We start from the raw sequence: 25258 nt of genomic DNA on the forward strand, positions 1-25258 counted from the left end.
GATTGCCGCCATGTCCGTGATCGAGACCGTGCTCATCTACGGCGTCATCCCGCTGGTGGTGTTCCTGCTCTTCGCGGCGGTGACGATCCTCCCCGGCCGTGGCCAGCAGCGGACCAAGTACCGCCCCGGCCAGCCCTGGACGGCGGCGCCGGTCTGGTGGGAGCCGCACCCGGACACCTCGGCGGGTGCGAGCCACGGCTCGGACCACGGCGACGACCACGCCGCCCCGCGGCTGGGCGCGACCGCCGCGGCGCTGGCCATCGGCCAGCGCCCGCACGAGCCGCACGCCGCCGACGCCCCCCGCCGGACCGCCGCCGGCGGCGCCCGCGGGACCTGGTGACGGCGCCGTGAGCACCGCGTACTCCGACTCCTCCTCCGCCCCGTCGTCCTCCGGAGGCCCTGCCCCGATGAGCCAGCAGCTCGACACCCGCGGGACGTCGACCTCCGACACCTCCGGTTCGGTCGTCGACGAGTCCGGCAACGGCCCGTTCAGCTACCAGGACCTGGCGCGGCTGGACGAGGCGCTGACCATGTCCTCCCGCGAGACCGGCCTGCGCTTCACCGTCTACATCGGCGAGCTGGCCGCGGACACCCGGGCCGCCGCCGAGGAGCTGCACGCCCGCTCCGGCGGGGACACCGCCAACAGCGTGCTCGTGGCGCTCTCGCCGGGGCAGCGGGTGCTGGAGATCGTCACCGGCGCCACCGCCGCCCGCCGGCTGCCCGACCGGGCCTGCGCGCTGGCGGTGCTGTCGATGACCAGCCGGCTCGGCTCCGGCGACCTGGTCGGCGCGATCGTGAACGGGCTGCGGCAGATGTCCGACGCCGCCGGCCACCCGTCCCGCCGCACGCACTGACGAACCGGCGAGGCCCCGTCACCCACCGGGTGACGGGGGGCCTCGCTGCGTCCGCGCTCGCCCGGGTCGGCGGGCTGGCTTTGGATCAGGTCACCTGATCAAAGGCCGTCCTCCCGCACCAACGCTGGTGCGGGAGGACGGCTTTCGATCAGGGGACCTGATCGAAGTCCGGAGAACCGGTCAGCCGGCGGCGGCGTCCCGCTTGCGGGCCCACAGCGCGCGGGCGACGCCGTCGCGGCCCTCGCTGACCAGCCGGCGCAGCGGTGCCGGGACGTCGTCGGCGGCCAGCCAGGCGTCGGCCGCGGCGAGCGTGCTCTCGTCGATCACCTTCGGGAACAGGTACTCGACGGCGTTCTTGGCGATCTCGCCCGGACGCCGCTCCCACATGCCGCCGATGTCGGCGAAGTACCGCTCCACGTAGGGCGCGGTCAGCTGCTGCTGGGCGGGGTGCCAGAAGCCGGCGACCATCGCCTCGTGCACGGCGTTCGGGATCGACTCGTCGGTGAACGCCCGCTCCCAGGTCTCGGCCTTGGACTCCGCCGTGGGTCGCAGCGCCCGGGCGGTCGCGGCGCGGCGGGCACCGGTCGCGGTGGCGTCCCGCTCGGACTCCGCGTCGATCTCGGCGTCCCCGGCCGCCCCGACGGCCACCAGGCCGTGCAGGAACGCCCAGCGGGCGTCGGTGTCGACGGTCAGGCCCTCGACGGTGAACGAGCCGTCGAGCAGGCCGCGCAGCGCGGCGACGTGCTCGTCGGTGCGCGAGGCGGCGGCCAGCGTGCGGGACCACTGCAGCTGCGCGTCGCTGCCGGGCTCCGCGGTCTGCAGCGCGGCCAGCGCCTTGTCGCCCAGCTGCGCCCAGCCGGTCGGCGCCCAGGCCGGGTCGGCGTAGGCGGCCAGCGCCGACTGCACCCGGGCCAGCAGCGACTGGACGACGCTGATCTCGGTCTCGGCGTCGACGCCGGTGAGCACCAGCTGCACCCACTCGCGGGCCGGCAGCTCGCCGTCGCGGGTCATGTCCCAGGCCGCGGACCAGCACAGCGCCCGGGGGAGGGAGTCGGGGAGCGCGCCGATCCGGGTGCGCAGCGTGGCCAGCGAGCGCTCGTCGAGCCGCAGCTTGGCGTAGGTCAGGTCGTCGTCGTTGACCAGGACGAGAGCTGCAGAGGGGTGGCCGACCAGCTCGGCGACCTCGGTGCGCGCACCGTCGACGTCCAGCTCGACCCGGTGCGAGCGGGTCAGCCCGTCGGGGCCGTCGGTGTACAGGCCGACCGCCAGCCGGTGCCGGCGGAGCACCGGGTGCGCGGCGACGGCGGTCTGCTCGATCGCGAAGGAGCTGTACCGGCCGTCGTCGTCCAGGGAGTACACCGGGCGCAGGGTGTTGACCTGGCTGGTCTGCAGCCACTGCGCCGACCAGTCGGACAGGTCGCGGCCCGAGGCCGCGGACAGCTCGCCGAGCAGGTCGTCGAGGGTGGTGTTGCCGTACTCGTGCTTGCGGAAGTAACGCTGCACGCCGGCCAGGAACGCGTCCTGCCCGACGTAGGCGACCAGCTGCTTGAGCACCGAGGCGCCCTTGGCGTAGGTGATGCCGTCGAAGTTCACCTCGACCGCGGCGACGTCGACCATGTCCGCGGCGATCGGGTGGGTCGAGGGCAGCTGGTCCTGCGCGTAGGCCCAGGACTTCTCGGTGTTGGCGAACGTCGTCCAGGCCGTCGTGTACTCGGTCGCCTCGGACTGGCACAGCGTGGAGATGTAGGTGGCGAAGGACTCGTTGAGCCACAGGTCGTCCCACCAGCGCATGGTCACCAGGTCGCCGAACCACATGTGCGCCAGCTCGTGCAGGATCGTCTCCGCACGCCGCTCGTACCGCGCCCGGCTGGTCTTGGACCGGAAGACGTAGTCCTCCAGGAAGGTGACCGCCCCGGCGTTCTCCATCGCCCCGGCGTTGAACTCGGGCACGAAGAGCTGGTCGTACTTGTCGAACGGGTACGGGTAGTCGAAGACCCGGTGGTAGAAGTCGAAGCCGGCCTTGGTGACGGCGAAGATCTCGTCCGGGTCCAGGTACCGGGCCAGCGACGCCCGGCAGTAGATGCCCAGCGGGATGCCGTCGTGCAGGTCGGTGACCCGCGCGTACGGGCCGGCGACCAGGGCGACCAGGTAGGTGGAGATCCGCTTGGTCGGGGTGAAGTGCACCAGCTGCGACCCGGCCTCGCCGGCCTCGATCGTGCGGTCGCCGGTGTTGCTGACGACCTGCCAGTCGAACGGCGCGGTGACGTGCACGGTGAACGTCGCCTTGAGGTCGGGCTGGTCGAAGCAGGCGAACATCCGCTTGGCCTCGGCCGGCTCGAAGTGCGTGTACAGGTAGACCTGCTCGTCCTCCGGGTCGACGAACCGGTGCAGGCCCTCGCCGGTGCGTGAGTACCGGCAGTCGGCGTCGACCACGAGCTCGTTGGTCGCGGCCAGCTCGGGCAGGACCAGGCCGCCCTCCTCGGTGTAGCCGCTCACGTCCAGCTCGACGCCGTTCAACGTGGCGGAGCGGACCCGCTCGGCGACCAGGTCGACGAAGGTCGAGGCGCCCGGCGTCCGGGCGGTGAAGCTGATGGTGGTGACCGAGCGGAACGTCTCCACGCCGGGATGCCCCTGGCCGTCGGTCACGTCCAGGAAGAGGTCGTAGCTGGAGACGGCCAGCAGCGCGGCGCGTGCCGCGGCGTCGTCACGGGTCAGGTTGGGGACTGCCACGGCACGGAGCTTCCCATGCGGGTGCGACGCCCCTGCCGCGGTGTGCCCCGCAGCCGCCGTGGGAACAACCGGACGGCGGCCGGACTTGCTGGCCCCAGACGACCCGGGCCGCGCCCGATCGGCCCGCCCGGCAGCACCGACGACACCCGAGGAGCACCCATGACCGAGGCAGTGCAGAGCGCCCCCACGAAGGCCCGCGTCGACTTCTGGTTCGACCCGCTGTGTCCCTGGGCCTGGCTCACCAGCCGCTGGGTCCTGGAGGCCGCCAAGGTCCGCGACATCGACCTGCACTGGCACGTCATGTCGCTGTCGGTGCTCAACCGCGGCCGCGAGCTGCCCGAGGAGTACCGCGAGATGATGGCCCAGGCCATCGGCCCGGTGCGGGTGGCGATCGCGGCGGCGCAGCAGCACGGCGACGGCGTCCTCGGCGACCTCTACACCGCGATGGGCACGTTGCGCCACCACGAGGACGTCGAGCTGCCCGACCTCATCGCGCCGGCGCTGGAGCGGGTCGGCCTGCCGGCCGAGCTGGCCGAGGCCGCCGGCTCCACCGAGTACGACGAGGCGCTGGAGGCCAGCCACCACGCGGGCATGGACCCCGTCGGCGACGACGTCGGCACCCCGGTCATGCACATCGACGGGGTGGCCTTCTTCGGCCCGGTGATCAGCAAGGTGCCCACCGGTGAGGACGCCGGCAAGGCCTTCGACGGCGCCGTCCTGCTGGCCAACCTGCCGGACTTCTGGGAGCTCAAGCGCACCCGCACCGCGGGCCCGGACATGTCCTCGGTCCCGGCCGACGCCCTGGAGCTGACCGGCAGCCGATGACCTCCGCCGCGAAGACGGCCGTCTCCGCGGCCTGAGACGGGACGAAGACGGCCATCTCCGTGGGGGCGGGAGGAGTGCGGCATCCTGACCGGGTGCCGCACCCCGTCCGCCAGCGGATCTTCATCACCGGCGCCAGCGCCGGCCTCGGCCAGGGCATGGCCCGCGCCTTCGCCGCCCGCGGCCGCGACCTCGCGCTGGTCGCCCGGCGGGTGGACCGCCTCGCGGAGCTGCGGGCCGAGCTGCTGGCCCGGCACCCCGGCGTCCGGGTCGTGGTCGGTGCCCTGGACGTCGACGACCCGGCGGCGGTCGCGGACGTCGTCCCGCGGCTGGCCGCCGAGCTCGGCGGCATCGACCGGTTCATCGCCAACGCCGGCCTCGGCAAGGGCGCCCCGGTCGGCAGCGGCGACCCGCGGCCGAACCGGCAGGTGCTGGTCACCAACGTGCTGGGCACCCACGCGAGCTGCGAGGCGGCGGTCGCGCTGTTCCGCGCCCAGGGCGCCGGCCACCTCGTCGTGGTGTCCTCCGTCGCCGGCGTGCGCGGCATGGGCGGCACCCGCACCGCCTACGCGACGTCCAAGGCCGCGGACGCCGTCCTCGCCGAGGGCATCCGCGCCGACCTGCTGGGCGACCGCAGGACCCGGTCGATCGCGGTGACGACGGTGCACCCCGGGTTCATCGAGACCGACATCAACGTCGGCCGCCGAGGCCCGTTCACCGTCGACCTGCAGACCGGCGTCGACGCGCTCGTCGCGGCGATCGAGCGCGAGCCGGTGCGGGCCTACGTGCCGGAGTGGCCGTGGCGCCCGGTGGCCGGGCTGCTGCGGGTGCTGCCGCTGCCGCTGGTCCGCCGGCTGGCGTAGCGGGTCGGGGAGCGGGTCAGGAGCGGGTCAGAGCCGGGTCCGGGCGATGGCCCGGGTCCGCCCGTCGAACGGCGGGTCGGCGGCCGGGTCGGTCAGCCACCGGGCCAGCCCGACCAGCTCGTCGCGCTGGGCCGCGACGAACGCGGCGTCCACCACCGCGCCGTGCCCCGGCACGACCGGACCACGGGCGAGGGCCAGCAGCTCGGTCAGCGTGCCCGCCCACTCCAGCGGGAAGGCGTCCTCCATCGCCGGCGGCGAGCCCTCCTCGACCAGGTCGCCGGCGAAGAGGACGTCGTCCACGGCGACGACGAGGTCGGCACCGGTGTGCCCGCGGCCCAGGTGCCGCAGCGCGACCGGGCGGCCACCGACGTCGAGCGTGATGGCGTCGTCCACCAGCCGGTCGGGCAGGTCCAGCGGGGTGGTCGCCACCAGCTCGGCGACGAGCTCGGCAGCCGGGTCGCCCTCGGCGAGCAGCGCCGCGACGACGTCGGCCCGCTGCTGGTCGGCGGTCGCGGCCAGCTCGGCGGCGCAGCCCCGGTGCGCCCACACGTCGGCCGGCCGGAAGGCGGCGTTGCCGAAGCAGTGGTCGTAGTGGGCGTGGGTGTTCACCACCGACCACGGGTGCGGGGTCACGGAGCGGACCGCCTCGGCCAGCGCCCGGCCCTCGCCCAGGTGCGACCGGGTGTCCACCACCAGGCACGCCCCGTCGCCGACGACCAGCCCGCAGTTGAGGTCCAGCTCGCGGTGCCGCCGGACGAACACCCGGTCGCCGACCTCCTGCCAGCCCGCGGTCACCAGCAGATCCGCATCGGCCGGCCGCGGGAGTCCGTCGTCCCGTCGCCCACGCGGTCCGCGGTGCCGGCGGCCAGCCGCTGCGCCGACCACGCCGCGGCGCAGGCGTCCAGCGCGTCGACCGCCGGGACGCCGGCCGGGGCGTCGGCGAGCGCGTCCTCGACGTCCATCACCGCGCGCAGCGCCCGCAGCCGCTGCACCGTGCCGCGGGCGGTGCCCTTGCGGTCGGTGACGCCGCCCAGCCCGCAGCGGAAGGCGAGCTTTGGGTGCACCTCCACCACCCGGTCGACCGGTGGCTCGCCGAGGGCGTCGTCCAGGTCCCGGATGGCCGCGGCCAGCATGAACGTCTGCGCGGACGGCGCCCGCCCGCCGGCCGCCGCGCGGCTCAGCGCCCGCGCCTCGGCGTGGTCGGCGGCGGCGAGGACGGCGCGCACGGGAGCGGGGAAGACCGAGCTCGCGGCCCCGGTGGACCGCAGCAGCTGACGGGCGGCGACGTCGCATGCCCGGACGCCGTCCTCGGACAGCCCGATCGGCATGTCGATGCCGATGACCGTGACGTCCGGGAGCGCCAGCACCGCCGCGACGTCGGGGAGCGCCAGCAGCTGCACGGTGCGGCCGTCCAGCCGCGCGCCGACCCACGCCCCGCGCCAGCCGTCCACCCCGAGCACCGCCACCGGGCCAGCCTGCCACCTGACAGGATCGGGGCATGCGCGTCTTCCTCGGCACCGACCACGCCGGTCTCGAACTGAAGTCCCACCTGCTGCAGGTGCTCGCCGACGAGGGCTTCGAGCCCGTCGACTGCGGCGCGTTCAGCTACGACGCGGAGGACGACTACCCGCCGTTCTGCTTCGAGGTGGGGGAGCGGGTGGTCACCGAGCCCGGCACGTTGGGCGTGGTCATCGGCGGTTCGGGCAACGGCGAGCAGATCGCGGCGAACAAGGTCCCCGGCGTCCGCGCCGCGCTCGTCTGGAACACCGACACCGCCCGGCTGGCCCGCCAGCACAACGACGCGAACGTGGTCTCCGTCGGCGGCCGGCAGCACAGCGTGGAGGAGGCGACCGCGCTGGTGCTGACGTTCCTGCGGGAGCCGTTCAGCGGCGAGGCCCGGCACGTCCGGCGGATCGGCCTGCTCTCGGACTACGAGCGCGACCGCCACCGCCCGGCCGGCGGGCTGCCCACCACCACCCCGTGACCGCATGACCGGCGACGACCTGCGGGCCGCCGACGCGGCGGTGCAGGAGCTGCTGTCCCGGGTGCCGGACGGCGGTGCCGCGGTGCCGCTGCTGGCCACCGACGTCACCGGCGTCGCCCACCACGTCACCTCGTGCCTGACCTGGTACGCGGCCGACCTGGTCGCCGGCCCGGTCGAGGTGAGCGCCTTCGACCTGGTCCGCCGTCCCGACGTCGAGCTGGCCGAGATGCGCCGTCAGCTGGGCGCCGCCGCCGAGGTGCTGGCCCGGGTGGTCGACGCCGCCGGACCCGACGAGCGGGGAGCGCACAGCTGGGGGCTGGCCGACGCCTCTGGGTTCGCCGGGATGGGCTGCGCGGAGATGCTGCTGCACACCTGGGACGTCGCCGAGGGCCGGGAGCTGACGTGGGCACCGCCCGCCGCGCTGGCCGACACGGTCCTGGCCCGGCTGTTCCCCTGGGCGCCGGCCGACGGCGACCCGTGGGCGGCGCTGCTGTGGGCCACCGGCCGCGGGGAGCTGCCCGGCCGCGAGCCGCTGACCTCCTGGCGCTGGCACTGCGCCCCGCTGTCCGAGTGGGACGGCACCCAGCCGGCCTGAGCGCCGCGTGCTGCCGGACTTCGATCAGGTCCCCTGATCGAAGTCCGTCCTCCCGCACCGACGTTGCTGCGGGAGGACGGCTCTTGATCAGGGGACCTGATCCAAGACCGGCGCCACCCCGACCACGCAGGACGGCGTCAGAACTGGTCGGGGCACCACGGGGCGACCGGCCAGCGGAACGCGGTCGCCGCCTGGGTGACCGCACCCGGGCTGATCTCGGTGACCCGGCCGGCGCCCTGCAGCGCGGCGAGCGACTCCCCGCCCAGGTACACCGCTGACAGCGCCTCCACGTCCATGACCAGGTCGGGGTCGCGGTCGGTGCGGTCGCAGAACGCGCCGGCCGGGTGCCCCCACACGTGCCAGCGCCCGTCGTTCCAGTCGCAGAACCGATCGCGCACCTCGACCACCATGTCCAGCCGGGCCGGGTAGCGGCGGGCGGACAGAGCGGCGCCGACGTCGACCAGCCGCACCCAGAGCGCGTCGACCGGCCGGGAGTGCCAGGCCCGCGGGTCGGCCAGCAGGTGCCGCACCGGGTCGTCGGCGGAGGCGTTCGGCGCCTCCACGGTCTGCACCAGGTCGTGGCCGACGAGGTACTGCCAGAGCGCGGCGTAGGCGGCCGGGGTCAGCGCCCGGACGTCCTCGACGGTCAGCGTGCCCTCCGGGTCGTTGGTGGCGCTCCACGCGGCCCGCAGCCGGTAGGTCGCGTAGCCGGTGACGGTGCCGTCGGCCTCGGTGTGCAGCACGTGCTGGCGCGGCGGGCCGCCGCGACTGAGCTCGGGGGAGTCGTGCAGCCGCCGGTCCCACCACCGCTCGTCCCGCGCCATGTTGCCGGGCACGAACCGCCGCACCTGCTCGTGCAGCGCCTGCGCCGCCGGCTGGAAGGCCGCCCGCTCGACCAGCCGGACGGTGCCGCTGCCCACGTCGGCGTCCGGCCGGAGCCGCAGCCGGGCGGCCTCGCCGGTCCAGCCGCCGCGCCAGGTGGCCGGCGCGAACCCGTAGCGGCCGTAGATCGCGCCCTCCGCCGCCCACAGCGCGGCGACCGGTTCCCGGCCGGCCGCGTGCACCTCGTCGAGCTGGCGCCGCATGATCGCGGTGAGCAGGCCGCGCCGGCGGTGGGTGGGGGAGACGGTCACCCAGGTGACGCCCGCCGTGGGCACCACCGCCCCGGGCACGGTCATCTCCAGGCTGTACAGCCCGGCGGTCGCGGCGACCCGGTCGCCGTCGAAGAGCGCGAGCGAGCGGTCCAGCTCGGCGACCGGCGACGGCTCGTCGGCGTAGGGGCCGCTCAGCTCCTCGCCGAAGGTGGTCATCATCGACGTGGTGAACAGCGGCCACTCGGCGGCGGTGATCGGACGGAACTGGTCGGCGGGATCGGTCACGGTGGCTGTCTACCGGTCCGGGGTGACGGTCCGCCAACCAGTTCCCCCGCTCAGTGGCTCGCCGCGGGGAGCCGGTCCAGCCAGCGCGGCAGCCACCAGGTGCGCTCGCCCAGCAGCGCCATGGTCGCCGGCAGCAGCACGCCGCGGACCAGGGTGGCGTCGATCAGCACCGCGACCGCCAGCCCGACCCCGAGCTGCTTGAACTCCAGCATCGACAGCGTCGCGAATATGCTGAAGACCGCGACCATCACGACCGCCGCGCTGGTCACCACCCCCGCCGAGCGGGTGACGCCGGTGGTGATCGCCAGGTCCATCGGCATCCCGGAGCTGGCCGCCTCGCGGACCCGGGACACCACGAACACGTGGTAGTCCATCGACAGCCCGAACAGCACCACGAACAGGAACAGCGGCAGCCAGGACACGATCGCCCCGGTCGAGGTGAAGCCGAGCAGGCCCTCGGCCCAGGTCGACTGGAAGACCAGCACCAGGACGCCGTAGGCCGCGCCCACCGACAGCAGGGTGAGCCCCGCGGCGATCAGCGCCACGGCCATCGACCGGAAGGCGACGGTGAGCACGACGACGGTCAGCGCCAGCACGAAGCCGATGACGACGGGCAGCCGGTCGGACATGGTGCTGCCGAAGTCCAGGCTCCCCGCGGTGTCGCCGGTCACGGCGGCGGTGACGCCGGGCAGGGCGCCCACGGTCCCGGGCACCAGGTCCGCCCGCAGGTGCTCCAGCGCCGCGATCGACCCGTCGCTGCCGGCGTCCCCGGACCCGGCGATGCCGACCCGGGCGACGGTGCCCGCCGGGTTGACCTCGAGCTCGCCGGCCGCGGCCGGGTCGGGCAGCGCAGCGGTGAGCTCGGCGACGGCCGACCGGACGGCCGGGACGTCGAGCGCCGCGCCGTCGGCGCGCCACAGCACGACCTGGTCGGTGCTGCCCTCCTGCGGGTAGGCCTCGGCGATCGCGTCGTAGGCCCGGACGACCTCGCTGTCCCGGCTCAGCGCGTCGATGCCGGGCATCGCGGTCTGCATGCCGATCGCCGGCACGGCGACGGCCAGCAGCACGCCGCTGCCCACGGCCAGCGACAGCCCGGGACGGGCCACCACCCGGCGGACGACGGCGCCCCAGACCCGGCTGTCGTCGGAGCGGCCGACCAGCCGGCCCAGCAGCGGCACCCGCGGCCGCTCGATGGCCCGGCCGAGCAGCGCCAGCGTCGCGGGGAGCACGGTCAGCGAACCGACCACCGACACGACGACGACCAGGATCGTGCCGGTCGCGAAGGAGGTGAAGACGGCGTTGCCGGCCAGGTACATGCCCGACATCGCCACCGCGACGGCGATGCCCGAGGTGAGCACCGCGCGCCCGGAGGTCGCCGCGGCCACCTCGACGGCCAGCCCGGTGCCCGCGCCGTGCCGCCGTTCCTCGCGGACCCGGCGGACGTAGAACAGCGCGTAGTCCACGCCGACGGCCATGCCGATCAGCAGGACGACGCTGGAGGTGCTCTCGTCGATCGGCCGGAGCTGGGAGACCAGCGAGACCAGCCCGAGCGCGCCGCCCACGGCGGTGGCGCCCAGCAGCAGCGGCACCCCGGCGGCGAACAGCGCGCCGAAGGCGACCAGCAGCACGACCAGGGTCACCGGCAGGCTGAGCAGCTCCGCGCGCTGGAAGTCCTCGTCCAGCTGGTCGCCGACCACCTCGTTGATCGAGCTGCCGCCGGACTCGGTCACCCACAGGTCCGGGTGGTCGGCCTGCACCCCGGCGACCGCGTCGAGCACCGGCCCGACCGCCTCCTCGCCGGCCTCCCACGCCGCGCTGCCGGTCGCGTCGCCGACGTCCAGCGTCACCGGCACCAGCAGCGCCGTCCCGTCGAGGGAGGGCACCAGGTCGCCCACCTCGGCGACCTCGTCGAGGCTGCGGACGGCGGCGGCCACGGCATTGGCCGCGGCGGTCCCCTCCGGCCCGATCGCCGACCCGTCGCGGGTCTGCACCATGACCTGCTCGGTGGGCGGGTCCGGGAAGCCGGCGTCGTCCAGCACGACGTCGGCCCGGCCGGACTCGCCGCTGCCGCTCTCCGCCCCGGTCAGGGTCCGGGTGCCGGTCGCGCTGCCGACCACCACGGCCAGGACGACGGCGACCAGCCACAGCCCGACCACGGTCCAGCGGTGGGTGGCGCTCCAGCGGGCGACGGCGACCACCGCCCCGGTCGGCCGGCGGGGTGGGCTCTCGGGCGGTGCGGTCAACACGGGGACGCTCACGGCGGGGGCCTCTCGGGCTCGGGCACCGCCGGTGCGGCGGCGCTGCACCGAGGCTCTCGGTCCGCGGCCGGGGTGTCGTTGCCGCTGCCACCCCACCCGGGTTCGGGCTGTCCCGACCCCGCGGCTGTCGTCAGCCCGACCCGTCAGGGGCCCGACGTCACCCCGTCGGCGGCCAGGGTGAGGTCGCCGCAGGTCACCTGGTGGGCTGCCTCGAGCTGGGCGGCGGGGGCGTCCTCGGTGGTCCGGCTGGTGCCGTTGGCCGCTCGCGGCCCGTCGAGCCGGACCACGGTGCTGGTGACCGAGGAGCCGTCGGCCAGCAGGCCGGCCAGGTCGCGGACGCCGTCGCCGTCGACGTCCGCGCAGCCGACCCCGGTGCCGTGGCCGGTGAAGCCCAGGTCGAAGGCGTACTGCTGCCCCCGGGCGTCCAGCACCGGCACGAGCGAGCAGTCGCTGACCGCGTACAGCAGCACCTGGCGGCCGTCGTCGGCGAAGACCACCAGCTCGCCGTCGCCGGTGACGTCGGCGACCAGCAGCGAGCGGGCGACCGGGCTGGCCGAGCGCAGCTCCGCCGAGAACACGCCGCCCGAGGCGGTCCGCACGCCGAACGCGACCGACCCGTCGGCCGCCGGTTGCGCGGCGATCCACTCGGTGTCGGGCCGACCGTCGCCGTCGACGTCCAGCGTCGGGGCGCTGGTGCTGCCGGCGGGCTCGGCCCCGCTGGCCGGGCAGCCCGCGGCGGCCGCGGCGGTCGTCGTCGGAGTCGGCGTGGTCGCGTCCGCCGTGGTGGCCGGGGAGGACGTGGAGCCGGCGTCGGTGGTGCCGGACGAGCACCCGGTCAGCAGGGCGAGGACCAGCAGGGCGGAGGCGAGCAGCGGACGGCGCACGTGCCCACCGTCGTCCCGGCCGTTGACCTGTGCAACCTCCGTGGCTCAGCTGCGCAGGTAGGCCAGGGTCGCGAGCACCCGGCGGTGCTGGTCCTCGTCGGGTGCGAGGTCGAGCTTGGCGAAGATGTGCTGGGTGTGCTTCTCCACCGCGCCGGGGGTCACCACCAGCCGGCGGGCGATCGCGCCGTTGGAGTGGCCCTCGGCGATCAGCTCGAGCACCTCGCGCTCCCGCGGGGACAGCGACCGCACCGGGTCGTCGCGGCGGCGGCGGGCGAACAGCTGCGCGACCACCTGCGGGTCGAGCACGGTGCCCCCGCCGACGACGTCGTCCAGGGCGCTGAGGAACTGGTCGACCTGGGCGACCCGGTCCTTGAGCAGGTAGCCGACCCCGCCGGCGCCGTCGGCGAGCAGCTCGTCGGCGTAGGCGACCTCGACGTACTGGGAGAGCACCAGCACCGCGGTGGTGGGCACGGCCCGCCGTGCCTCGACGGCGGCCCGCAGCCCCTCGTCGGTGTGCGTCGGGGGCATCCGGACGTCGACCACGGCGACGTCGGGGCGGTGCTCGACGACCGCGCGGACCAGGCTCGGCCCGTCGGCGACGGCGGCCACCACCTCGGCGCCGGCCTCGCCGAGCAGCCGGATCAGGCCCTCGCGCAGCAGCACGGAGTCCTCGGCCAGCACCACGCGGCGGGGCGCGGCCCCGGGGGTCACGGACACGGCAGTTCTCCGATCAGTCGGGTGGGGCCCCCGCGGGGGCTGTCGACGGTCAGCACGCCGTCCACGGCGAACAGCCGGTCGGCCAGGCCGGCCAGGCCGTGCCCGGGGGCGAGCACCGCCCCGCCGGGGCCGTCGTCCTCGACCTCGACCCGCAGCCGGCCGTCCTCCCGGACGACGGTGACCCGGGCGACGGTGGCGTCGGTGTGCTTGGCGACGTTGGCCAGTGCCTCGCTGACCAGGAAGTAGGCGCTGTTCTCCACCACCGGGGGCAGCCGCTGGCCGGTGGGCAGCTCGACGGCGAGCTCCACCGGCACCGGGGAGCGGGCGGCGACGGCGGCCAGCGCGGCGGCGAGCCCGCGGTCGGCGAGCACCGGTGGGGCGATCCCGCGGGACAGCGCGCGCAGCTCCTCGAGCGTCTCGCGGGTCATCGTCGCGGCCTCGGCCAGCGTGGTCCGGGCGCCGTCCGGGTCGCTGTCGATCATCCGCTGCGCGCGGTGCAGGTCCATGCTCAGCCGGACCAGCCGCTGCTGCGGGCCGTCGTGGATGTCGCGCTCCAGCCGGCGCAGCGCCACGGCCTCGGCCGCCACGGCGGCGTCCCGGCCCTCGGAGAGCCGGCCGAGCTCGGCCTGGGTGCCGGCCCGCAGGGTGAGCAGCGCCCGGGCCAGCTGGGCCTCCAGCAGCGCCGCCGCCCGGACGACGGCGGGCAGCAGCAGCGCGGAGACCAGGCCGACGGCGGTGTAGGTGAGCACACGGCTCGTCCGGGTGTCGTCCAGCCCGAGGAACTCCGGGAGCACGACGTCCTGCGCGTCGGTGCCGTAGGGGATCGACCAGTCCCAGGCGACCGACGTCAGCCCGCCGAGCGCCACGGCCCACCAGGTGACGACGACGACGAACGCCGGGATCGCGACCGCCATCCGCACCAGCGCGTGCACCACGTCCAGCCAGCACTGCGGGTCGCGCAGCGGCTCGACCAGCCGACGGGCCAGCGAGGCCTCCGGGGCCGCACGCCGGTAGACCGGCGTGGGCACGTCGTGCCGCAGCACCGCGGGGATGCGCATCCGCTCGACCGCCGCCAGACCCCGGGCCACCAGCAGGGTCAGCGTGAGCAGCGGCAACCCGACCCAGATGACCAGGGTGCCGACGCCGACGGCCAGCAGGGTGACCACCAGGACGAAGGCCGCGATCGCCAGCGGGAAGCCGACGAGCACGTAGCCGGAGTCGACGCCGAGCTGCCGCCACCAGCTGCGGTGCTGCCGGGCCGGGGCGCCGGTGGGGAGGGGGGTCTCGGCGGTGGAGGTGGTCACGCTGCCCAGCCTGGGCCGCCGCGGCGGCCGGACCCAGCCCGCAGGCTGGCGTCCACGGCGTCGGGCTGCCCCGACCTCGTCCCGGTCCGCTCGTCCATGTCGGACGGCGATGCTCCCCGGCGCGGGCGGGCGCTGTCCAGCACCGGCCACCCGGGCGAGGGGGCGGCCGCGGACTCCTTGGTTCTGTCGGTGCCCTCGGGCAGGATCGCCCTGACGTCGACGAGGGAGTCCGCGATGACCGGTCTGATCACCGAACGCCCTGCCGGGCAGGCCAGCGAGCTGGAACCGCGCCTGGCCGAGCACCGCCGTGAGCTCACCGGCTACTGCTACCGGATGCTCGGCTCCAGCTTCGACGCCGAGGACGCGGTGCAGGAGACGATGGTGCGGGCCTGGCGCTCGCTGGACCGGCTGCAGGGCGCCGGTGCGCTGCGCTCTTGGCTGTACCGGATCGCCACCAACGTCTGCCTGGACTCCCTCGACGGCCGCAAGCGCCGGGCGCTGCCGGTCGACCTCTCCGAGGACTCGTTCGCGCCGGTCGAGGCGTCGCTGGACGGCGTGCTGCCCGACGGCGCCTGGGTCGAGCCGGCGCTGGACCGGCAGCTGCTGCCGGTGGGCGGTGACCCGGCGGACCTGGCGGTGCAGAAGGAGTCGGTGCGGCTGGCCTTCGTCGCCGCGCTGCAGTTCCTGCCCCCGCGGCAGCGGGCGGTGCTCATCCTGCGCGACGTGCTGCGCTGGAAGGCCGACGAGGTGGCGGTGCTGCTGGAGACGTCGGTGGCCGCGGTCAACAGCGCGCTGCAGCGGGCCCGGGCCACCCTGGCCGCCCAGCAGTCGGCCGAACGGCCGGCCGCGCCGATGGTCGCCGAGGACCAGGCCGACCTGCTCGACCGCTACCTCGACGCCTTCACCCGCTACGACATCGAGGCGCTGGTCGAGCTGCTGCACGAGGACGCGGTGATGGACATGCCGCCCTACGCCATGTGGCTGCGCAGCTCGGCCGACATCGCCACCTGGTTCACCGGCCCGGGCGCGGAGTGCCGCGGGTCCCACGTCGTGCCGCTGGAGGTCAACGGCAACCCGGCGTTCGCGCAGTGGCGGCCCAGCGGGCCCGGCGGCACCTTCGAACCGTGGGCCATCCACGCCCTGGAGATGCACGACGGGCGGATCACCCGGATGACCGCCTTCCTCGGCCCCCGGTTGTTTGAGCAGTTCGGCCTGCCCCGCCACCCCACGCCCGGCTGACCGCCGGTCACCAGCCCGGTGGCCGGCGGAACCCGAGCAGCCCGGCCTGCTCGGCGAGCTCGGCCACCCGCAGCGGGGTGCGGTCCTCCAGGTAGGGGCCGAGCAGCTGGGCGCCGACCGGCAGGCCGCTGCGCGTCCCCGGCCCCAGCGGGACGACGGTGGCCGGCAGCCGGCCGAGGCTGGACAGCCGGCTCCAGTCCGACAGCGTGTCCACCGGCTCGGCGACGCCGTCCACCTCGACCGTCGCCGGGGTCCTGCCGTCCGGCCCGGGGGTGAGCGCGGGCCGGGACACCGCCGGGCAGAGCACCACGTCGACCCCGGCGAAGACCTGCTGCCAGCGCGCGGTGGCCGCCCGCTGCGACTCCAGGTCGTCCAGCGCGGAGCGCAGGTCCTGCCGGAAGAGCGCGGCGGCCGGGTCGCCGGCCGCGGCGCGGGCACCGGCCTCGGCCCACGCCTCGGCGTCCAGCCCGTGCACCACCTCCCCGGCCTGCAGCCGGGCGAACAGCGCCAGGTCGGCCGGCCCGCCCACCGGGGGAGCGGTCAGCTCGCCGACCCGGGCACCGGCGTCGGCCAGCCGGTCGGCGAACGCCCGGACGGCGGAGCGGGTCTCCGCGTCGACCCGGCAGGCGGGGTCGTCGGTCCACACCGCGGCCCGCAGCCCGCGCAGCGACCCCACCCGGGGCGGCGGCAGCTCCAGCCGCCAGCCCACCGCCTCGACGCCCTCCGCGCCGACCATCGACTCCAGGAACAGCGTGGTGTCGGCCGCGCTGCGGGTCATCGGGCCGACCGAGGACACCAGCGGCTCGAGCAGACCGCCCCGCGGCCAGGGCAGGTTGCCGAGCTTGGAGACGATGCCGTTGCTCGGCCGGTGCCCGAACAGCCCGCACCAGGCCGCGGGGATGCGCAGCGAGCCGGCGAGGTCGCTGCCCAGGTCGGCCACCGCCAGCCCCGCGGCGACCGCGGCCGAGGCGCCCCCCGACGACCCGCCGGAGGAGACCGCCGGGTCCCACGGGCTGACGGTGGCGCCGTCCTCGTCGTTCCAGGTGTGCAGGCTCGCCAGGTACTCCGGCACGTTGGTCTTGCCGAGCACGACGCAGCCCGCGGCGCGCAGCCGGCGGACCACCGGAGCGTCGACGTCGGCCTGCCGGGCGTCGGAGGCGCGGCCGTGCGAGCTGCGCAGCCCGGCGGCGTCGATCGAGTCCTTCACCGTGATCGGCAGCCCGGCCAGCGGGCCCAGCGGGCGCCCGGCGGCCCGGTCGGCGTCGACGGCCCGGGCCGCTGCCAGCGCGGCGTCGGCGTCCACCGTCACGACGGCGTTCAGCCCTGCGCCCGCACCGGCGATCCGGTCCAGGTGCGCGCGGGTGAGCTCCTCGGCGCCGAGCCGCCGGTCGGCCAGCGCCGCCAGCATCGCGGTGCCGGAGGACAGCAGGTCGGGGGCGGTCATGCCGCGGATCCTGGGCAGCCCGTGTTCCGCGGCCGCTCCCCGGAGGTGAACGGCGCGTTCCGATGAGTTCCGCGCCCGGGCACCGTCTGGTCTGCATGACCCAGACGACCCGACTGCTCAGCGACAGCCCGGCCTTCAGCGGCTTCTCCGTCGACGACCTCGACGCGGCGCGCACGTTCTACGAGGAGGTGCTCGGCCTGCGCACCAGCGCCGAGCCGGCGATGGGCGGGATCATGCACCTGCACCTGGGCGGCGACCGCGACGTGCTCGTCTACGCCAAGGGCGACGGGCACGCCCCGGCGACGTACACGGTGCTCAACTTCCCGGTGGCCGACGTCGACGCGGCGGTCGCCGAGCTCGCCGGCCGGGGCGTGCAGTTCCTGCACTACGACGAGCCGCCGACCGACGAGACCGGCGTGATGCGGGCCGGCGGTCCGCTGATCGCCTGGTTCGCCGACCCGGCCGGCAACGTCTTCTCGGTGATCGAGCAGAGCTGATGGCGCGGCTGCAGTACACGACCATCTGCTCGCTGGACGGCTACATCGCCGACGCCGACGGCGCGTTCGACTGGGCCGAGCCCGACCCGGAGGTGCACGCGTTCGTCAACGACCTCGAACGGCCGGTCGGCACCTACCTCTACGGCCGCCGGACCTACGAGACGATGGCGGTCTGGCAGACGATCGGCGGCCCGGAGCACCCCGCCGTGGAGAACGACTACGCCGAGGTGTGGCGGGCCGCGGACAAGGTCGTCTACTCCACCACCCTGGACGACGTCAGCACGCCGCGGACCCGGCTCGAGCGGTCCGTCGACCCGGCGGCGGTGCGGCAGCTGACCGACCAGGCCCCCCGCGACGTCGGCATCGGCGGCGCGACGCTGGCCGTCACCCTGCTGCGGGCCGGCGTGGTCGACGACCTGCGCCAGTTCCTGCACCCGGTGGTCGTCGGCGGCGGCACCCGGGCGCTCCCGGACGGCGTCCGGCTGGACCTGGAGCTGGTCGAGGAACGCCGGTTCGCGAGCGGCGTCGTGTACCTGCACCACCGCCGGCGCTGAGGCGCGGCCGCGGCAGGATGGCGTCGTGCAGGAGCCGCTGAGCCGCGCCGAGCTCGACCGGGTGGTGGGCGCCGCGGTCGGCGTGCCGTTGCACGCCGTCCGGCGGCTGACCGAGGGCACCTTCAACACCGCCTACGCGCTGACGCTCGGCGACGGCCGGGAGCTGGTGCTCAAGGTCGCCCCGCCGCCGAAGACGCCACTGCTGGGCTACGAGCACGACCTGCTCGCGACCGAGGCGATGTGCCTGGAGCGGTTCGCCGGCCGGGTGCCCGTCCCCGACCTCGTCGCGACCGGGACGACGCCCGGCGGCCGTGGCTTCCTGCTGACCTCCCTGCTGCCCGGGGCGTCGTGGCAGTCGCAGGCCGCCGCCATCGGCCCGGACGAGCGGGCGGTGCTGCGCCACCAGGTCGGCCGGCACGTCGCCGCGATGCACGGGGTGACCGGCGCGGCCGGGTTCGGCCACCCGGCCGGGCCGCTGGCGCCCAGCTGGCCCGAGGCGTACCGGCGGATCGTGGACGGGCTGCTGGCCGACGCCGAGCGGTACGCCGTGGCGCTGCCGGTGCCGGCCGGCGAGCTGCGCGACCGGGTGGCCGGGCCGGCCGTGGCGCTGCTGGGCGTCGTCACCACGCCGGTGCTGGTGCACTTCGACCTGTGGGACGGCAACGTCTTCGTCGACCTGACCGGGCCCCGGCCCGCGGTCACCGGCTTCATCGACGCGGAGCGGGCGCTGTGGGCCGACCCGGCCGCGGAGCTGGTGTCCCTCGCGCTGCTGGGCGACATCGCCGACGACGCGGACTTCCTGGCCGGCTACGCCGAGGCCGGGGGACCGGTGGTGCTGGACGACGCCACCCGGGCCCGGTTGCACCTGTACCGGGTGCTGCTGGCGCTGGTGATGGTGGTCGAGGCGGTGCCCCGCGCGACGGCGGTGCCGGCGCACGCGGAGTGGGACGCGCGGGTCGCCGACTGGCTGGTCCGGGAGCTGGGGGAGCTGTGAGAGCGGGTGACCGGGATCGAACCGGCATGGCCAGCTTGGAAGGCTGGGGCTCTACCATTGAGCTACACCCGCGGTGCACCCGACGGGTGCCCGCACAGGGTACCGGTCGCCGTCGTGCCTAGACTCGGCCCCGCCACGGGGTGTGGCGCAGCTTGGTAGCGCACCCGCTTTGGGAGCGGGGGGCCGTGGGTTCAAATCCCGCCACCCCGACACAGCAAGGACGTCTCTAGACTCGTGGGGTGCTGCGACGCCTCGAGGCGTCGCGCCCCACCGTCCGTCACCTTCCAGAGGAGCGCTGCGCAGTGAAGAGCACCATCGAGAACCTGGGCCCGACCCGGGTCCGGCTCGCGATCGAGGTGCCGTGGAGCGACCTGGACCACGCCTTCGGTGAGGTCTACAAGGAGCTGGGCAAGCAGGTCCGCGTTCCTGGTTTCCGCCCCGGCAAGGTCCCGAACCGCGTCCTCGACCAGCGGATCGGCCGTCCCGTCGTCCTCGAGCAGGTCGTCCAGCACGCCGTCCCCGAGGTCTACTCCGAGGCCGTCCGCGAGAACCAGGTCCGGGTCATCAGCCAGCCCGACGTCGAGGTCACCCGCCTCGACGACGGCGAGGCGCTGGCCTTCACCGCCGAGGTCGACGTGGCCCCCACGCTCGAGCTGCCCCCGCTGGACGCCCTCGCGGTGACCGTCGACGACGTCGAGGTCACCGACGAGGAGATCGACGCGCAGGTGACCGTCATGCGCGAGCGCTTCGCCACGCTCTCCGGGGTCGAGCGCGCGGCCGAGGACGGCGACTACGTCTCCATCGACCTGGAGGCCACGCTGGACGGCGAGGTCCTCGAGGACGGCAGCACCACCGGCATGTCCTACGAGGTCGGCTCCGGCGGTCTGATGGCCGGCCTCGACGAGGCCGTCCGCGGGCTGTCCACCGACGAGAGCGCCACCTTCTCGACCGCGCTGCTCTCCGGTGAGGACGCCGGCCGCGAGGCCGAGGTCACCGTCACGGTGCGTTCGGTCAAGGCCAAGGAGCTGCCCGAGCTCGACGACGAGTTCGCCTCGATCGCCAGCGAGTTCGACACCCTGGCCGAGCTGCGCGAGGACGTCCGCACCCGGCTGGCCCGCACCAAGGTGCTGCAGCAGGGGGCGCAGGCCCGCGACAAGCTGGTCGAGCACCTCATCGAGGCCATCGAGGTCCCGGTGCCGGAGAACATGGTCACCCAGGAGCTCGCCTGGCGCGGCCAGGCCATGGAGCGCGAGCTGGCCCAGGCCGGCATGGACTGGGACGCCTACTTCACCGCCGCCGGCGTCGAGGGTGGCCGCGAGGCCTACGACGCCGAGCTGCGCGAGAACGTGGAGAAGGCCGTCAAGACCCAGTTCATCCTGGACTCGATCGCCGACGCCCGTGAGGTCACCGTCGACAACGAGGACCTGTCCGCGCAGATCATGGCGCAGGCCCAGCGCAACCGGGTGAGCCCGGAGCAGTACGCGCAGCAGCTGCAGCAGGGCAACAACATCGCCGACTTCGTCGCCGACGTTCGCCGCACCAAGGCGCTGGCCCAGCTGCTGGAGGAGACCACGATCACCGACGAGTCGGGCAACGTGGTCGACCTCGAGGCGCTGCGCCCGCGCACGGTCGACGCCCCGGCCGCCGGTGACGGCGCCGACGACGACGAGCCGGCCGACGAGGTCGCGGCGGAGGCCGCCGCCGAGGCTGCCGACGACGCCAGCGCCGCCGCCGACGAGGCGGGCGCGGGCGACACGGTTGTCACCGACGCCGAGTCGGCCGTCGACGACGCCGAGGGCAGCACCGACAAGCCCTGACCCACCCCGGCACACCGCGCCGCCCGCACCCTCCCCGGGTGCGGGCGGCGCTGTCGTCCCCGGGGCCGTTCCCCCGGTGGCCTCCCGCGCCACGCTGCGCCCACGGCGAACACCGGCCCCGACCGGGAGGAACCGGTCGGGGGTGCGCGTTAGGGTCGACGTGACACCGAGGCGATCCCCCGGGGCCGCACCGACGACCGGCACGACGAGGCCGTCCGCGGCGTCGTCGATCGCCCCCCGACCACCGGCCAACCCGTTCCACGAGACCGACTGCACCGCAGTCCTACGGAGGTCACCGCACCCGTGAGCAACTCAGACCTGATCTCCGCCGGAGCGCCGCTGATGCGCGCCGGCGGCTCGATGATGAACCTCGGCGACTCGGTCTACGAGCGCCTGCTGCGCGAGCGGATCATCTTCCTCGGCAGCCAGGTCGACGACGTGATCGCCAACCAGCTCGCCGCCCAGATGCTGCTGCTGTCCGCCGAGGACCCCAAGCGCGACATCCACCTCTACATCAACTCGCCCGGCGGCTCGGTCACCGCGGGCATGGCGATCTACGACACGATGCAGTTCATCGACTGCGACGTCGCCACCTACGGGATGGGCCTGGCCGCCTCGATGGGCCAGTTCCTGCTCACCGCCGGCGCCAAGGGCAAGCGCTACGCCCTGCCGCACGCGCGGATCATGATGCACCAGCCCTCGGCCGGCGTCGGCGGCACCGCCTCCGACATCGCCATCCAGGCCGACCTGTTCCGGCGCACCAAGGCCGAGCTCAACGAGCTGCAGGCCTTCCACACCGGGCAGCCGGTGGAGCAGATCGCCAAGGACTCCGACCGCGACCGCTGGTTCACCGCCGCCGAGGCGCTGGAGTACGGCTTCGTCGACCACGTCGTGACCCGCGCCGACACCATGACCGCGACCGACAACCCGGTCACCGACGGACCGGAGAAGTGACCATGAGCAACTTCGAGATGCCCTCCAGCCGGTACATCCTGCCCTCCTTCGTGGAGCGCACGAGCTACGGCATGAAGGAGTCCAACCCCTACAACAAGCTCTTCGAGGAGCGCATCATCTTCCTCGGGGTGCAGATCGACGACGCGTCGGCCAACGACGTCATGGCCCAGCTGATCACGCTGGAGTCCAACGACCCCGACCGCGACATCACGATGTACATCAACAGCCCCGGTGGCTCGTTCACCGCGCTGACGGCCATCTACGACACGATGATGTTCGTCCGGCCGGACATCCAGACCGTCTGCATGGGCCAGGCCGCCTCGGCTGCCGCCGTCCTGCTGGCGGCCGGCACGCCGGGCAAGCGCCTGGCGCTGCCGTTCTCCCGGGTGCTGATCCACCAGCCCTCCGGCGAGGCCGGCGGCCAGGTCACCGACCTGGAGATCCACGCCGCGGAGATCGAGCGGGTGCGCACGCAGATGGAGAACATCCTGGCGCGGCACACCGGTCAGACCCCCGAGCAGGTCCGGGCCGACATCGACCGCGACAAGATCCTCACGGCCCAGCAGGCCAAGGACTACGGCATCGTCGACCAGGTCATCGCCAGCCGGAAGCTCAACGCGCTCCCTGCGTGATGCGCTGACGGGACGGGCCGGGGGTGCGCGTGTCGTGCTCCTGGCCCGTACCGTTCTCCCATCGCTCCCGGGTCACGGGAGGGGTGCGAGACGGGTGGTACGGGCTGGGTGACCCCGGGTGCGTCACTGCCCGGGAACGTCGGTGGAGCCGGGTAGGTTCGACGAACGCCCGATTCCCCGGTCAGCACCGCAGGGACGACGGACGCCGGACGAGCAGGCGTCGACAGGGCACAGAACGCACGTTCCAGGGGCAGCGCCAGTGCCGTCCCACTCGAGGTGGAGGTCAGCCAGGTGGCACGTATCGGTGAGAGCGGCGACCTGCTCAAGTGCTCCTTCTGCGGGAAGAGCCAGAAGCAGGTCAAGAAGCTCATCGCTGGCCCTGGGGTGTACATCTGCGATGAGTGCATCGACCTCTGCAACGAGATCATCGAGGAGGAGCTCTCGGAGTCGTCGGACCTCAAGTTCGACGAGCTGCCGAAGCCCAAGGAGATCCACGACTTCCTCGAGCAGTACGTCATCGGGCAGGACCAGGCCAAGCGCACGCTCGCGGTGGCGGTCTACAACCACTACAAGCGGATCCAGGCCGGCGGTGAGCGCGGCAGCCGGGACGACGGCGTCGAGCTCGCCAAGTCCAACATCCTGCTGATGGGCCCGACCGGCTGCGGCAAGACGCACCTGGCGCAGACGCTGGCCCGGATGCTCAACGTCCCGTTCGCGATCGCCGACGCCACGGCGCTGACCGAGGCCGGCTACGTCGGCGAGGACGTCGAGAACATCCTGCTCAAGCTGATCCAGGCGGCCGACTACGACGTCAAGCGCGCCGAGACCGGGATCATCTACATCGACGAGGTCGACAAGATCGCCCGCAAGAGCGAGAACCCGTCGATCACCCGCGACGTCTCCGGTGAGGGCGTGCAGCAGGCGCTGCTGAAGATCCTCGAGGGGACGACGGCGTCGGTGCCGCCGCAGGGCGGCCGCAAGCACCCGCACCAGGAGTTCATCCAGATCGACACCACCAACGTGCTGTTCATCGTGGGTGGCGCCTTCGCCGGGCTGGACCAGGTCATCGAGGCCCGCACCGGCAAGCAGGGCATCGGCTTCGGCGCCGAGGTGCGTGGCAAGAAGGAGATCGAGGCCGCCAACGCCTTCGCCCAGGTCATGCCCGAGGACCTGCTGAAGTTCGGCATGATCCCGGAGTTCATCGGCCGGCTGCCGGTGATCACCAGCGTGCAAAAGCTGGACCGCGAGGCGCTGATCAACATCCTCACCGAGCCGAAGAACGCCCTGGTGCGCCAGTACCGGCGGCTGTTCGAGCTCGACGGGGTGGAGCTGGAGTTCACCGACGACGCCCTCGAGGCGATCGCCGACCAGGCCATCCTGCGGGGCACCGGTGCCCGTGGGCTGCGGGCGATCATGGAGGAGGTCCTCCAGTCGGTGATGTACGACATCCCCAGCCGCGAGGATGTCGCCACCGTGGTCATCACCCAGGACGTCGTCCTGGAGCACGTGAACCCGACCATCGTGCCGCGCAAGCCCGCCCGCGCCCCCCGCGAGAAGTCCGCCTAGCCCGCACACCACCGACGGCCCGTTCCCACCTGGGAGCGGGCCGTCGCTGTTTGCCGCGGTCGGGGTCCGTGTGCGCGGACTGTTAGCCACGGCTCCGGCACCTGGCAGTCAGCGCCCGTCGTCCACAGATCGGCGACCTGGCCGCCACTCCGCGCCCCGGAGCGGCAGGCTGCTGGGGTGCGGCACGACGTCGGATCCTTGGTCGGGCCAGCCGGGTGGACGACCTGGGCGGAGCTGACGGCCCGGGTCAGCCCGACGACCGTCCGTTCGTGGGTGGCGGATGGCCGGTTGGTGCGCCTCGGTGGGGGCTGTTACGCCGTGCCGGGGCCGCTCGGCGACTGGCGGGTCCGGGTGGCCGCCGCCGTCCGGTCGCGGGACGCCGTGGTCAGCCACGCGACCGCCCTGGCGCTGTGGGAGCTGGCGCCGCCGCCCCGCGGACCGGTGCACGTCACCGTGGCGGCGGGCCGCAGCGGTCGGGGGACACCGGGCGTCGTGCTGCACCGGGTGGCCGACGCCGCGTGGCACGCGCGGTCGCTCGACGGCCTGCCGGTGACGTCGGTGGAGCGGTCGGTCGTCGACGCGTGGGGCGACCCGTCCGGGTTGGGTCGGCCGGCCGTCCGCGCGGCTGCGATCACCGCGGTCCGGCAGCGGCTGTGCTCGGCCCGGCAGCTCGCCGACGAGTTGGCTCGGCGCCCGCGGTTGCCCGGTCGGGCGGCGCTGGTCGAGTTGGTCCGCCTGCTCGCCGACGGCTGCCGGAGCGAGCTGGAGATCTGGGGTTGCCTGCAGGTGCTCAGGGCCCCGGGCCTGCCGGCCTTCGTGCAGCAGCGGCCGGTGCAGGTGGCCGGCGAGCGCTTCGTACTGGACGCAGCCTGCGATCAACTGCTCCTCGCGGTCGAGATGGACGGTGCCGCCCACCACGGGTCCCGCGAGCAGCGCGAGCGGGACATCCGGCGTGACGCACTGCTGGCCACCGTGGGCTGGCAGACGCTGCGGTTCAGCTACCAGCGCCTCACCGAGGCGCCTGCGAGCTGCCAGCGCGACATCGCCCGCACCGCCGCAGCCCGCCGCCGGCTGCTCGTCGGCGACGGCGTGCGCAAGGTGTCAGCTGCGGCCCGGGCACTTGGCACTCCGCGCACGCGGACAACCCCGGGCGGCGCTAGGTGAGGCCGGG

At 74.5% G+C, this 25258-nt stretch carries 24 protein-coding genes and 2 tRNA genes; 16 read left to right on the forward strand and 10 right to left on the reverse strand.

Annotation, left to right across the window (positions count from 1 at the left end):
• The first annotated feature begins 10 nt into the window (after positions 1-10).
• Positions 11-340, forward strand: coding sequence for an aa3-type cytochrome oxidase subunit CtaJ (ctaJ, locus tag HL054_RS03110; protein ID WP_369137252.1), 330 nt, complete (start codon positions 11-13; stop codon positions 338-340).
• Positions 341-407: 67 nt separating this feature from the next.
• Positions 408-854 carry a DUF5130 family protein gene (locus HL054_RS03115; protein WP_369137254.1) on the forward strand — a complete coding sequence of 149 codons (447 nt, stop codon included), beginning with the start codon at positions 408-410 and terminating at the stop codon, positions 852-854.
• Between the two features lie 180 nt (positions 855-1034).
• Here HL054_RS03115 and pepN read toward each other — a convergent pair whose 3' ends face one another.
• Complete coding sequence (pepN, locus tag HL054_RS03120) at positions 1035-3584, reverse strand: aminopeptidase N (protein ID WP_369137255.1); 2550 nt, start codon at positions 3582-3584, stop codon at positions 1035-1037.
• A gap of 159 nt (positions 3585-3743) precedes the next feature.
• Between pepN and HL054_RS03125 the strand changes: the two genes are divergently transcribed.
• Positions 3744-4409 (forward strand): mycothiol-dependent nitroreductase Rv2466c family protein, encoded by a 666-nt coding sequence (locus HL054_RS03125; RefSeq protein WP_369137256.1) that lies wholly within the window; start codon positions 3744-3746, stop codon positions 4407-4409.
• A 92-nt stretch (positions 4410-4501) separates the two neighbouring features.
• Complete coding sequence (locus HL054_RS03130) at positions 4502-5269, forward strand: SDR family oxidoreductase (protein WP_369137258.1); 768 nt, start codon at positions 4502-4504, stop codon at positions 5267-5269.
• A gap of 27 nt (positions 5270-5296) precedes the next feature.
• Here the strand turns inward: HL054_RS03130 and HL054_RS03135 are convergent, their stop codons facing one another.
• Positions 5297-6064: an MBL fold metallo-hydrolase gene (locus HL054_RS03135; protein WP_369137260.1), complete on the reverse strand. Its 768-nt coding sequence runs from the start codon at positions 6062-6064 to the stop codon at positions 5297-5299.
• Positions 6061-6735, reverse strand: coding sequence for a DUF429 domain-containing protein (locus tag HL054_RS03140; protein ID WP_369137261.1), 675 nt, complete (start codon positions 6733-6735; stop codon positions 6061-6063). The genes HL054_RS03135 and HL054_RS03140 overlap by 4 nt, the downstream gene beginning before the upstream one ends.
• Positions 6736-6767: 32 nt before the next feature.
• On the opposite strand from HL054_RS03140, the gene HL054_RS03145 reads away from it, so the two are divergent.
• Positions 6768-7253: a ribose-5-phosphate isomerase gene (locus tag HL054_RS03145; RefSeq protein WP_369137262.1), complete on the forward strand. Its 486-nt coding sequence runs from the start codon at positions 6768-6770 to the stop codon at positions 7251-7253.
• A gap of 4 nt (positions 7254-7257) precedes the next feature.
• Positions 7258-7848 carry a hypothetical protein gene (locus tag HL054_RS03150; RefSeq protein ID WP_369137263.1) on the forward strand — a complete coding sequence of 197 codons (591 nt, stop codon included), beginning with the start codon at positions 7258-7260 and terminating at the stop codon, positions 7846-7848.
• A gap of 137 nt (positions 7849-7985) precedes the next feature.
• On the opposite strand, the gene HL054_RS03155 is transcribed toward HL054_RS03150, so the two are convergent.
• From HL054_RS03155 to HL054_RS03175, 5 genes are all read right to left on the reverse strand, one after another.
• Entirely contained in the window at positions 7986-9227 is a 1242-nt protein-coding gene (locus tag HL054_RS03155; protein ID WP_369137264.1) for a GNAT family N-acetyltransferase, read from the reverse strand.
• Positions 9228-9277: 50 nt separating this feature from the next.
• Positions 9278-11470 (reverse strand): MMPL family transporter, encoded by a 2193-nt coding sequence (locus HL054_RS03160; RefSeq protein ID WP_369137265.1) that lies wholly within the window; start codon positions 11468-11470, stop codon positions 9278-9280.
• 158 nt (positions 11471-11628) lie between these two features.
• Complete coding sequence (locus tag HL054_RS03165) at positions 11629-12369, reverse strand: hypothetical protein (RefSeq protein ID WP_369137266.1); 741 nt, start codon at positions 12367-12369, stop codon at positions 11629-11631.
• 45 nt (positions 12370-12414) lie between these two features.
• Positions 12415-13086: a response regulator gene (locus HL054_RS03170; protein WP_369137268.1), complete on the reverse strand. Its 672-nt coding sequence runs from the start codon at positions 13084-13086 to the stop codon at positions 12415-12417.
• The gene (locus HL054_RS03175) at positions 13077-14390 is read right to left on the reverse strand and encodes a sensor histidine kinase (RefSeq protein ID WP_369137269.1); all 1314 of its coding nucleotides are present in this window, start codon (positions 14388-14390) and stop codon (positions 13077-13079) included. The genes HL054_RS03170 and HL054_RS03175 overlap by 10 nt, the downstream gene beginning before the upstream one ends.
• Positions 14391-14624: 234 nt before the next feature.
• Between HL054_RS03175 and HL054_RS03180 the strand changes: the two genes are divergently transcribed.
• Positions 14625-15629: a sigma-70 family RNA polymerase sigma factor gene (locus HL054_RS03180; RefSeq protein ID WP_369137271.1), complete on the forward strand. Its 1005-nt coding sequence runs from the start codon at positions 14625-14627 to the stop codon at positions 15627-15629.
• A 7-nt stretch (positions 15630-15636) separates the two neighbouring features.
• Here the strand turns inward: HL054_RS03180 and HL054_RS03185 are convergent, their stop codons facing one another.
• Positions 15637-17073, reverse strand: a complete 1437-nt coding sequence (locus HL054_RS03185; RefSeq protein ID WP_369137272.1) for an amidase family protein — start codon at positions 17071-17073, stop codon at positions 15637-15639.
• A gap of 95 nt (positions 17074-17168) precedes the next feature.
• On the opposite strand from HL054_RS03185, the gene HL054_RS03190 reads away from it, so the two are divergent.
• From HL054_RS03190 to HL054_RS03200, 3 genes are read left to right on the forward strand one after another with little or no spacing between them, the layout of a single operon-like run.
• Positions 17169-17570, forward strand: a complete 402-nt coding sequence (locus HL054_RS03190) for a VOC family protein (RefSeq protein WP_369137273.1) — start codon at positions 17169-17171, stop codon at positions 17568-17570.
• Positions 17570-18124: a dihydrofolate reductase family protein gene (locus tag HL054_RS03195; RefSeq protein WP_369137274.1), complete on the forward strand. Its 555-nt coding sequence runs from the start codon at positions 17570-17572 to the stop codon at positions 18122-18124. Before HL054_RS03190 ends, HL054_RS03195 begins: the two co-directional genes overlap by 1 nt.
• A gap of 25 nt (positions 18125-18149) precedes the next feature.
• Positions 18150-19118, forward strand: a complete 969-nt coding sequence (locus HL054_RS03200; protein ID WP_369137275.1) for a phosphotransferase family protein — start codon at positions 18150-18152, stop codon at positions 19116-19118.
• A 1-nt stretch (position 19119) separates the two neighbouring features.
• Here the strand turns inward: HL054_RS03200 and HL054_RS03205 are convergent.
• Positions 19120-19190, reverse strand: a tRNA-Gly gene (locus tag HL054_RS03205).
• A 64-nt stretch (positions 19191-19254) separates the two neighbouring features.
• Between HL054_RS03205 and HL054_RS03210 the strand changes: the two genes are divergently transcribed.
• The 6 genes from HL054_RS03210 to HL054_RS03235 all read left to right on the forward strand — a co-directional run bounded on the left by HL054_RS03210 (position 19255) and on the right by HL054_RS03235 (position 25251).
• Positions 19255-19328, forward strand: a tRNA-Pro gene (locus HL054_RS03210).
• Between the two features lie 92 nt (positions 19329-19420).
• Positions 19421-20935: a trigger factor gene (tig, locus tag HL054_RS03215; protein WP_369137276.1), complete on the forward strand. Its 1515-nt coding sequence runs from the start codon at positions 19421-19423 to the stop codon at positions 20933-20935.
• 303 nt (positions 20936-21238) lie between these two features.
• Entirely contained in the window at positions 21239-21889 is a 651-nt protein-coding gene (locus HL054_RS03220; RefSeq protein WP_440347911.1) for an ATP-dependent Clp protease proteolytic subunit, read from the forward strand.
• Positions 21890-21891: 2 nt separating this feature from the next.
• The gene (locus HL054_RS03225; protein WP_110551417.1) at positions 21892-22521 is read left to right on the forward strand and encodes an ATP-dependent Clp protease proteolytic subunit; all 630 of its coding nucleotides are present in this window, start codon (positions 21892-21894) and stop codon (positions 22519-22521) included.
• A 291-nt stretch (positions 22522-22812) separates the two neighbouring features.
• Complete coding sequence (clpX, locus tag HL054_RS03230; protein ID WP_369137278.1) at positions 22813-24087, forward strand: ATP-dependent Clp protease ATP-binding subunit ClpX; 1275 nt, start codon at positions 22813-22815, stop codon at positions 24085-24087.
• A 318-nt stretch (positions 24088-24405) separates the two neighbouring features.
• Positions 24406-25251, forward strand: coding sequence for a DUF559 domain-containing protein (locus HL054_RS03235; RefSeq protein ID WP_369137279.1), 846 nt, complete (start codon positions 24406-24408; stop codon positions 25249-25251).
• Positions 25252-25258 lie beyond the last annotated feature (7 nt).

The sequence above is a fragment of the Modestobacter versicolor genome (assembly GCF_041028285.1).
Taxonomy (GTDB): domain Bacteria; phylum Actinomycetota; class Actinomycetes; order Mycobacteriales; family Geodermatophilaceae; genus Modestobacter; species Modestobacter versicolor_A.

Coding starts and splice junctions, on each gene's coding strand:
- HL054_RS03185 (WP_369137272.1), bottom strand. CDS start 17,073: ATGACCGCCCCCGACCTGCTGTCCTCCGGCACCGCGATGCTGGCGGCG.
- HL054_RS03150 (WP_369137263.1), top strand. CDS start 7,258: ATGACCGGCGACGACCTGCGGGCCGCCGACGCGGCGGTGCAGGAGCTG.
- HL054_RS03190 (WP_369137273.1), top strand. CDS start 17,169: ATGACCCAGACGACCCGACTGCTCAGCGACAGCCCGGCCTTCAGCGGC.
- HL054_RS03125 (WP_369137256.1), top strand. CDS start 3,744: ATGACCGAGGCAGTGCAGAGCGCCCCCACGAAGGCCCGCGTCGACTTC.
- HL054_RS03145 (WP_369137262.1), top strand. CDS start 6,768: ATGCGCGTCTTCCTCGGCACCGACCACGCCGGTCTCGAACTGAAGTCC.
- HL054_RS03225 (WP_110551417.1), top strand. CDS start 21,892: ATGAGCAACTTCGAGATGCCCTCCAGCCGGTACATCCTGCCCTCCTTC.
- ctaJ (WP_369137252.1), top strand. CDS start 11: ATGTCCGTGATCGAGACCGTGCTCATCTACGGCGTCATCCCGCTGGTG.
- HL054_RS03180 (WP_369137271.1), top strand. CDS start 14,625: ATGACCGGTCTGATCACCGAACGCCCTGCCGGGCAGGCCAGCGAGCTG.
- HL054_RS03195 (WP_369137274.1), top strand. CDS start 17,570: ATGGCGCGGCTGCAGTACACGACCATCTGCTCGCTGGACGGCTACATC.
- HL054_RS03115 (WP_369137254.1), top strand. CDS start 408: ATGAGCCAGCAGCTCGACACCCGCGGGACGTCGACCTCCGACACCTCC.